We start from the raw sequence: 7880 nt of genomic DNA, 5'->3' as shown, positions 1-7880 counted from the left end.
CTATCGCCCCGAGGAATGGGCTGTGTCGGCTGCTCCCCTGTGGGCGCGCGTCGTCGACCCCGGGTTCCTGCTGCTGCTCGTGATCGCCCTGCTGTTCGCGTGGGGCGTCGTCTCGCCGCGGACCGCTCCGTGGGGCGTGCTCTTCCGCCGCGTGGTGCAGCCGCGACTCGCGCCGCCCACCGAGTTCGAAGACCCGCGTCCGCCGCGGTTCGCGCAGGGCGTCGGCCTGTTCGTGACCGCGGTCGGCCTTCTGCTGCACCTCGCCGGTGTGCCGTGGGCTCTCCCGATCGCCGCGGCGATGGCCTTCGTCGCGGCATTCCTGAACGCCGTCTTCGGACTGTGCCTGGGATGCCAGCTCTACCTGCTGCTGCAGCGCGCGGGCCTCGTCGGGCGTCGGCGCCCCTCTGCCGTCTGAGCCTCTCCCCCGCGTCGCCTGTCAAGACCTTCGGCGGGTCGGAGCCCCTGGCTAGGCTGGCGAACGCCGCAGCCATGAGGGCTGCGTCGGAAACCGGGAGGTTCGAATGACCGTCACGAGCGAAGCCACCACCGCCTGGAAGGGCAGCCTGTTCGAGGGATCGGGCGAAGTGACCTTCACGTCGTCGGGGATCGGCACGTTCGACGTGAACTGGAAGGCGCGCAGCGAAGGCTCCGCTTCGGTCACCACCCCCGAGGAACTGCTCGCCGGTGCGCACTCGTCGTGCTTCAGCATGGCGCTGTCCAACGCCCTCGCCGACAACGGCACCCCGCCGCAGTCGATCGATGCGACCGCCTCCGTCACCTTCAAGCCGGGCACCGGCATCACCGGCAGCCACCTGAACGTGAACGCGGTCGTCCCCGGCATCGATGCCGCCACGTTCGAGAAGATCGCGAACGACGCCAAGGCGAACTGCCCCGTCTCGCAGGCGCTGGCAGGAATCGACATCACCCTCGAGGCCACGCTTGCCTGAGTCCTCGACCCGGCGCGTCGTCCTCAGCGGCGCGTCGGGTCTCATCGGCTCGGCCCTGACCGAGGCGCTGCGCGCCGACGGCGTCGAGGTCACGTCCCTCGTCCGTCACGAGCCCACCGGCCCGCACGAGGTGCAGTGGCTCCAGGATGCCGCTCCCCTCGACCCGGACGTGCTGGCGGGCGCCGACGCCGTCGTGTGCCTCAACGGCGCGACGATCGGCCGCTTCCCCTGGACGCCCTCCTACAAGAGCACGCTGTTGTGGTCGCGGATCACGCCCACGCGGACTCTCGCCACCGCGATCCGGGAGCTCGGCGACGACGCCCCCGCGCTCGTGAACGCATCGGCGACCGGCTACTACGGCTCGCAGCCCGGGGCGGTGCTCACCGAGGCCTCCGCGCGTGGCGAGGGCTTCCTCGCCGACATCTGCGGAGAGTGGGAGACGGCCGCGCGCGGGGCAGGTCCCCGCGCCCGCGTCGCCCTGCTGCGCACCGCCCCGATCGTCCACGAGCGCGGTGTCCTCAAGCCGCTGCTGCTCCTGACGAAGCTCGGCGTCTCGGGCCCGATCGGCCGTGGCACCCAGGTCTGGCCGTGGATCACGCTCGACGACGAAGTGCGGGCCATCCGTCACGTCATCGACTCCGACCTCGACGGCCCCGTCAACCTCACCGGACCCACGCGCGCCACGGCGAACGACCTCGGTTTCGCCCTCGCGCGCCGGATGAACCGCCCCTACGCGCTCCGCGCCCCGGTGTGGGGAGTGAAGCTCGCGCTCGGCAGCGACGCGACCGAAGCGCTGCTGACCTCGGACGCCGACGTGCGCCCGTCCGTCCTGCAGGACGACGGCTTCACCTTCACGCGCGAGACCGTGGAGGATGCCGTGGCCTCCGCCGTTCCCGCCGCGCGCTGAGCGGGGCGGGGCGGGGCGGCCTCAGGCAGCGGCCGGAACGCGCTGCGCGGTCGTGCGGTCGCGCCGGCTCAGGCCGCGCGGCGAGCGGCGGCCTCGAGGGCGATCGCCCGGCGGACGGCTTCGCGGGCCCGACGCCGGTCGCCGGCCGCGTCGTATGCGAGGCCGAGGCGGTACCAGGACCGCCAATCGTCGGGGTGCTCCTCCACGTCGGCACGATAGGCCGGGAAGAGCGCGTCGGCATCGTCGCGCGTCGCGCGCCCGCTCGGTCGCACATCGATCTCTTCGTCGGGCAGGGCGCCCTCGGCATCCAGGATCTCGCCCAGCTTCTGGGCACGTACCCCGAACCACAGTTCGCGGCCGATGGCCCACAGCGCGATGATCGGCAGCACGATCAGCGCGACCCCCAACGCGATACCGACGCCCTCGCCGCTGGACAGCAGCACGACGGCGCGCTGACCCGCCAGCACGATGTACAGCAGCAGCAGCACCGTCATGACCGCGACGGCGACACGCGTCTTCATGCGCTGGTGGCGCCCGCGACCTGGCCCGAGACCGCGCCGTCGGCGACCGGCGCTTCGTCGCGCGCCGGGCGCGTACGCACGCCGATGTCGATGAAGCTGTCGAGACCGACGATCACTCCGCGCGCCTCGCGGGCCGCGGCCATCGCGATGCGGATGCCGGGGGCGTAGGCCGTGGCCGGGTCGATCGTGTCGTGCACGAGCGTGAGCGACTCCCCCGGCCCGGACAGCACGGTCTCCTGCTTCGCAACGACTCCCGGACGACGCAGCGAATGGACCGGGACCGAGGCGACCTGCTGGCCGCGGGCGCGCTGGTCGACGTGCGGCGAGCGGACCGGACCGACCTTCTCGCGCGCGGCGGCGATGAGCTCGGCCGTGCGGACGGCGGTGCCGCTGGGTGAGTCCACCTTCGTCTCGCGGTGCGCCTCGATGATCTCGATGGAGGGGAAGAAGGGGGCGGCCGCGGCCGCCAGCGCGCTGCCGATCACGGATCCCAGCGAGAAGTTGGGGATGAAGACGACACCCGTGCCGCTGGCATCCACGAGGGGGCGAACCAGCGCGATGCGCTCGTTGGACCACCCGGACGTCCCGACCAGCACGTTGATCCCGCGCTCGATGGCCGCGCGCACGACGTCGATCGAGACCGCGGGGGTCGACGCGTCGATCACCAGGTCGGCGCCGTCGAGTTCGGCGAGATCGGAGCGCGAGCCGAGCACCGCGGAGACCTCGTACCCCTCTTCGGCCTCGACGACCTCGCGGATGACTCCGCCGAGCTTTCCGGTTCCGCCCACGATGGCAACGCGTGTGGTCATGCTGCCAGCCTAGGCGGCGGCGCCACCTCCAGACCGGTCCTGTCCACAGACGCGCCGGGTCCGGCCTCGCCTAGCATCGACCCGTGGTCTCGATTCGCATCTCCCCCGTTGACGCCCCCGATGCTCACGCGCTGCTCGAGGAGTACTTCGCGCTCCGCGCCGCCATCTTCCCGGGCGGCGGGTACCGCACGACGTTCCCCACCCCCGCGACGTTCGTCGAACCGGCCGGTGTGTTCGTCGTGCTCGACGACGACGAAGGCCGCCCCGCCGGCTGCGGCGGCATCCGGCGGATCGACGACGGCCCGCACGGCCCGCGCGACGAGGTCAAGCACCTGTTCGTGCGCGACATCGGGCGCGGACGCGGGTGGGGCCGTCTGCTCCTCGACGACCTGGAGCGCCGGGCGCGCGAGCGCGGCGCGGCCGAGCTCGTCCTCGACACGCACCACACGTTGGAGGCGGCGGGCGGGCTGTACGCGCGGTCGGGCTTCGAAGCGATCCCGGCGTACAACGAGAATGCCAACGCGACCAGGTGGTACGGCAAGGTGCTCTGAGCGGGCGTCGCCTCGTAGGCGGCCCCGAGGATCACTCCTGGCGAGCGAAACCGCTGCTGAGAGCCGCCCGGGATCCCGTCCCGCTCGCCTCACCGCCTTACGCATGAGGTGACGCTCTCGCGCGGGTCTCCGGACGCGGCCTCGTCAACGCGGTCGACGGCAAACTCCTCCTGCTCGGAGAACCGCCCGGCGCCCACGTTCACCCGTCACGTGCTCGATGCCGACCCGGGCGGCATCCGGTGACGGGAAGGCACAGACGGCGTCGAGCATCCGCGCGCCGATCCCCTGCCCGAGCAGAGCAGGGTCGATGGAGAGCTTCCAGATCATCGGCACCGCGGATGTCTTCGCTCACGACGGCGAGACGGATGCCGATCGGGATGAATGCCGACGTGCCCCCGCGCGCGGCCGTAGCCGGGAGCACGGACCAGGGCGCGGACCGCGCGTTCCGCTAGCGTCCCAGACATGACTCTCGAGGAAGCCACCACCCTCACGTGGATCATCGCCGCCGCATCGTTCCTCATCGGCTGCCTGATCCTGTGGTTCATCATCTATACCGCCGTGCGCTCCGCGCTGTCCGCGCACCGGCAGGCGCTGCAGGAGGAGGGCCAGCTGCCGCTCCACCGGAGTTGACCACGGTCTCCGGCAGTCGCGACACGGTCGCTCGGGACACCTGCAGAAACACCCCCGGCCGTGGAGAATTCCTCCGTGACCGACCCGCTCGACGAGACGCGCCTCCTCTACGACACCGTCGCCGACACCTACGCGCGCGTCCTGCCCGACCTGCGGGCCGAGGCGCCATCCGATCGGGACCTCGTCGCGCGCTTCGCGGCGACCGTCCCCGCCGGCGATCTCCCTGTCCTGGACGCCGGGTGCGGCACAGGGCGGATGCTGCCTTACCTCGCGGACCTCGGTCTGTCCCCGCTCGCAGGCGTCGACCTCTCCCCCGCGATGGCCACGCACGCCCGCCGGCTCGCGCCGGAGGCTGCGATCCATGTCGCTGCACTGGACGCGCTCCCCTTCCCCGACGCGGGGGTGCGCGGCATGCTCTGCTGGTACGCGATCATCCACAGCACGCCCGCCGAGGTCGCCGTGGTCGCGCAGGAAGCAGCCAGGGTGATCGTCGCCGGTGCGCCACTCCTGCTGGCGTTCCAAGCCGGGACGGGAAACCGCGTCGTCCCGCACGCCTACGGTAACGACGTGGCGATGCGCGCCGTGCTCCACGAGCCGAGCGATGTCGCCACCGTGGTCGAGCGCGCCGGCTTCGAGGTCATAACTGTGCTGCGTCGCGACTCGCGGGCGCACGAGAAGTATGCGCAGGGTTTCGTCCTCGCGACGCGAGGGGACACGGCGGCGCGCTGATCCGCTCTCACCACGGGAGATGACCGTACCTCGCGGTGGCCCCGGATCGCTCAGGGACGGTGCGGATGCACGTCGACCCGAGCAAGGCCGGCCTCGCGCTCAGCGCCGGCGCGGTCGTTCCGTCGCGCGGCCCAAACGGTCACCGGACCGACGATCGCCACCGTGACCACCGCGGTCAGCCCGCCGAAGAAGAGGCCGAGCACGACGCCGTAGCCCCCGGTCGCCGCCGTCACGACGGCGAGCCAGAAGACGAATGCCGTCCCCGCCGCGGAGGCGGTCGCCACCGCCGCGCGGGAGGCAACCGATCGGTGTCGAGACCTTGTCCACAGCAGGAGTGCGACCCAGAACCCGAGCACCGCCGGCAGCACGGCGACGAAACCGGCGAAGGCTCCGTAGAACGGCAGGACCCACACCACGCCCTCTTCGCCGCGGTCGGGCGGGATCAGGAAGCCGAAGAGGACCGCGCAGACTAGGGCTCCGGCGACGCTGCCGCTCAGAGCCAGGCACCCGACGACGGGCACATACGGTCCGCCGCGCGACGCCGTCGGCATCGTCAGACCGGCAGCGGATCCACGAGCCCGGTGCGCAGCTCGACCGGCAAGTGGGCCAGGTCGTTGTGCGACAGGAGCGTCCAGGGGCGGCCCTTCTTCTGCGCGATGACGGTCAGCCCGCAGTAGGCCTGGTTGATCGTCATCCAGCGCCACTCGGGGGCCTGCAGTACTTCGCGGACGAACCACGCGATGACGAAGTTGTGCGTGATGAGCAACTCGTGCACCTCGCCGGTCTTGCGCGCGAGGAACTCGGCCGTGGCGTCCTCCATCTGCGCGCGCCCCGCCTCGACCTCCGCCTCGGTCACGGAGCCGAAGAACGGCTCGTACGCCGCGGGGGTCTCGGGCGTCATGCCCGTCGGGACACAGTCGAACAGCAGAGCGGATGCCTCGGGCGACACCGACGGCAGGCGCTCGGCGACGGCGCGCGCGGTCTGCGCAGCGCGCTCGAGCGGCGAGTGCCACACGGCATCCAACGGCAGCCCGGACAGCCGGTCGGCGAGCAGCGCGGCCTGGCGCTGACCGCGGGGCGAGAGGGGGCCGTCGGTGAGTCCGTGCTCGGCATCCTGGTGCTCGCCATGGCGCACCAGGTAGATGTAGTGCGTCACGTCAACTCACCTCGTCGTCAGTGTGCGGACCCCCCGCCGAACACTTCCAGCCTACGTCACGCCCCCGACACGGGGGTGGATCACTCGGCCGCGCGGGCGATGTCCGACAGCTGCGCGCGACTGAGCCGTACGCCGACCGCGCGCATGCACTCCACCACGTGGCGCGGCGCGAAGGCATTGACGATCGGGGCCGTGACCGCCTTCTGCGCGAGCAGCCACGCCATCGCGACCGCGGCATCCTCCACTCCGAGCTCTTCGCCGATCACGTCGAGGGCGCGCAGCACGCGGGAGCCGCGGCGGTTCAGGTTCACCGCGAGCTGGGACCCGCGTACCGAGCTGGCCTGCTGACCGCGGGTGCGGGTCTCGCCGGCGAGGAAGCCGTGCGCGAGAGGATGCGATGGCGTGACGGCGATCCCCTGCGCCGAGGCGATGAGCCGCAGATCGCCGTCGAACTCGTCGCGGCGCAGCACGTTGTAAGGCACGTCGAGCACCGTGACGCGCGGATACCCCGCCGAGGAGAGGATGCGAGCCTCGACCAGCTGGGACGCCGTGTAGCCGCACGCGCCGATCGCGCGCACCTTGCCGCTGTCGACCAGCCACTCGCACGTGGCGAGGGTGTCCTCGAGCACCGCGGAATCACCGCGTACGGCGTCGAGCGAGAGCACGTCGATGCGGTCGGTGCCCAGGCGGCTGAGCGACGACTCGACCGCGCGGACGAGGTTGATTGACCCGAGCCCGGGGTTGTCGGGATGCCGACCGATACGCACCGTGAGCACCGTGTCGTCGCGGGTCCGCCGCGAACGCATCCATGACCCGATGATGTGCTCGCTACGCCCGGCGGCGTAGCTGTCGGCGGTGTGGATCGCGTTGCCGCCGAGTTCGACGTAGGTGTCGAGGATCTCGTGACTGGTCGCGGCGTCGACGTTCCACCCGAACTCGCCGCCACCCAGGAAGACGGGGAACACGTCGAACCCGGTCTCGCCGAGCGGCACGCGCACGTGCGATCCGAGACCCGGACCCTGCAGCGTCACGGGAGCCGACGGATGCGTCACGGGAGCCGACGGGTGCGTCACCCGGTCACGACGCAGGCGCGGCGAGGCCGTCTCGTCGACGCCCGAGCCGCTCATGGGCTTCCCCTCGTGCTGCGCCGGAGACGGGACACCGGCGGCGCCCGCTACGCCCCCGACGCGTAGTTCGAGGGTAGGGCCTGACCGGACCGCGGCCGCCGAATCCCACGGCTCAGCGATAAACATTGCATAACGCTTGCTGTCGCCCGGTCACGCGCGCTCGGGGGGCGGAAAAGCACGGATGCCCGCCCCGCACACGGCGGGACGGGCATCCGATGAAAGCGGGATCAGCCTTCGGCCGGAGCCTCGGGGCCCTCGCTCGCGGCGGCCGAGCTCTGCGTGTCCGCGGGCTCGGTCGTCTCGGTGGCCTCGTCGATCACGGGCTCGAGCGACAGCTTGCCGCGGTCGTCGATCTTGGTGATGCGGACCAGGATCTTGCGGCCGACGGACAGGACGTCCTCGACGTTCTCGACACGCTTGCCACCCGCGAGCTTGCGGACCTCGCTGACGTGCAGCAGGCCGTCCTTGCCGGGGCGGGGCGGGATGAACGCACCTAAGGTAGC

Annotated in this window: 12 protein-coding genes; 6 read left to right on the top strand and 6 right to left on the bottom strand. The window is 71.7% G+C overall.

Annotation, left to right across the window (positions count from 1 at the left end; genetic code table 11):
- Window positions 1-22 precede the first annotated feature (22 nt).
- From LQV45_RS13630 to LQV45_RS13620, 3 genes are all read left to right on the top strand, one after another.
- Window positions 23-415 (top strand): DUF4395 domain-containing protein, encoded by a 393-nt coding sequence (locus LQV45_RS13630; RefSeq protein ID WP_230007495.1) that lies wholly within the window; start codon window positions 23-25, stop codon window positions 413-415.
- A 106-nt stretch (window positions 416-521) separates the two neighbouring features.
- Window positions 522-947 (top strand): OsmC family peroxiredoxin, encoded by a 426-nt coding sequence (locus LQV45_RS13625; protein ID WP_230007494.1) that lies wholly within the window; start codon window positions 522-524, stop codon window positions 945-947.
- On the top strand, window positions 940-1854 hold the full coding sequence (locus LQV45_RS13620; RefSeq protein ID WP_230007493.1) for a TIGR01777 family oxidoreductase: 915 nt from the start codon (window positions 940-942) through the stop codon (window positions 1852-1854). Before LQV45_RS13625 ends, LQV45_RS13620 begins: the two co-directional genes overlap by 8 nt.
- Window positions 1855-1922: 68 nt before the next feature.
- Here the strand turns inward: LQV45_RS13620 and LQV45_RS13615 are convergent, their stop codons facing one another.
- A complete protein-coding gene (locus LQV45_RS13615; protein ID WP_230007492.1) occupies window positions 1923-2375 on the bottom strand; it encodes a hypothetical protein in 453 nt (150 codons plus the stop codon).
- A complete protein-coding gene (dapB, locus tag LQV45_RS13610; RefSeq protein ID WP_230007491.1) occupies window positions 2372-3184 on the bottom strand; it encodes a 4-hydroxy-tetrahydrodipicolinate reductase in 813 nt (270 codons plus the stop codon). The genes LQV45_RS13615 and dapB overlap by 4 nt, the downstream gene beginning before the upstream one ends.
- Before the next feature lie 83 nt (window positions 3185-3267).
- Here dapB and LQV45_RS13605 point away from each other — a divergent pair, with 83 nt between their 5' ends.
- From LQV45_RS13605 to LQV45_RS13595, 3 genes are all read left to right on the top strand, one after another.
- Entirely contained in the window at window positions 3268-3735 is a 468-nt protein-coding gene (locus LQV45_RS13605; protein ID WP_230007490.1) for a GNAT family N-acetyltransferase, read from the top strand.
- Window positions 3736-4197: 462 nt separating this feature from the next.
- Window positions 4198-4365, top strand: coding sequence for a hypothetical protein (locus tag LQV45_RS13600; RefSeq protein ID WP_230007489.1), 168 nt, complete (start codon window positions 4198-4200; stop codon window positions 4363-4365).
- Between the two features lie 75 nt (window positions 4366-4440).
- The gene (locus tag LQV45_RS13595; RefSeq protein WP_230007488.1) at window positions 4441-5094 is read left to right on the top strand and encodes a class I SAM-dependent methyltransferase; all 654 of its coding nucleotides are present in this window, start codon (window positions 4441-4443) and stop codon (window positions 5092-5094) included.
- Between the two features lie 50 nt (window positions 5095-5144).
- Here LQV45_RS13595 and LQV45_RS13590 read toward each other — a convergent pair whose 3' ends face one another.
- The 4 genes from LQV45_RS13590 to LQV45_RS13575 form a co-directional block, all read right to left on the bottom strand.
- Window positions 5145-5645, bottom strand: a complete 501-nt coding sequence (locus tag LQV45_RS13590; protein ID WP_230007487.1) for a hypothetical protein — start codon at window positions 5643-5645, stop codon at window positions 5145-5147.
- 2 nt (window positions 5646-5647) lie between these two features.
- Window positions 5648-6250 (bottom strand): histidine phosphatase family protein, encoded by a 603-nt coding sequence (locus tag LQV45_RS13585; RefSeq protein WP_230007486.1) that lies wholly within the window; start codon window positions 6248-6250, stop codon window positions 5648-5650.
- An 80-nt stretch (window positions 6251-6330) separates the two neighbouring features.
- Window positions 6331-7377 (bottom strand): aldo/keto reductase, encoded by a 1047-nt coding sequence (locus LQV45_RS13580; protein WP_230007485.1) that lies wholly within the window; start codon window positions 7375-7377, stop codon window positions 6331-6333.
- 227 nt (window positions 7378-7604) lie between these two features.
- Window positions 7605-7880: S1 RNA-binding domain-containing protein (locus tag LQV45_RS13575; protein WP_230007484.1), on the bottom strand; the 276-nt coding region annotated here is incomplete at its 5' end.

The sequence above is a fragment of the Microbacterium sp. Bi128 genome, assembly GCF_918698205.1.
Note: the sequence above shows the minus strand (reverse complement) of the source record. Positions and strands in the feature narration are given on the sequence as shown.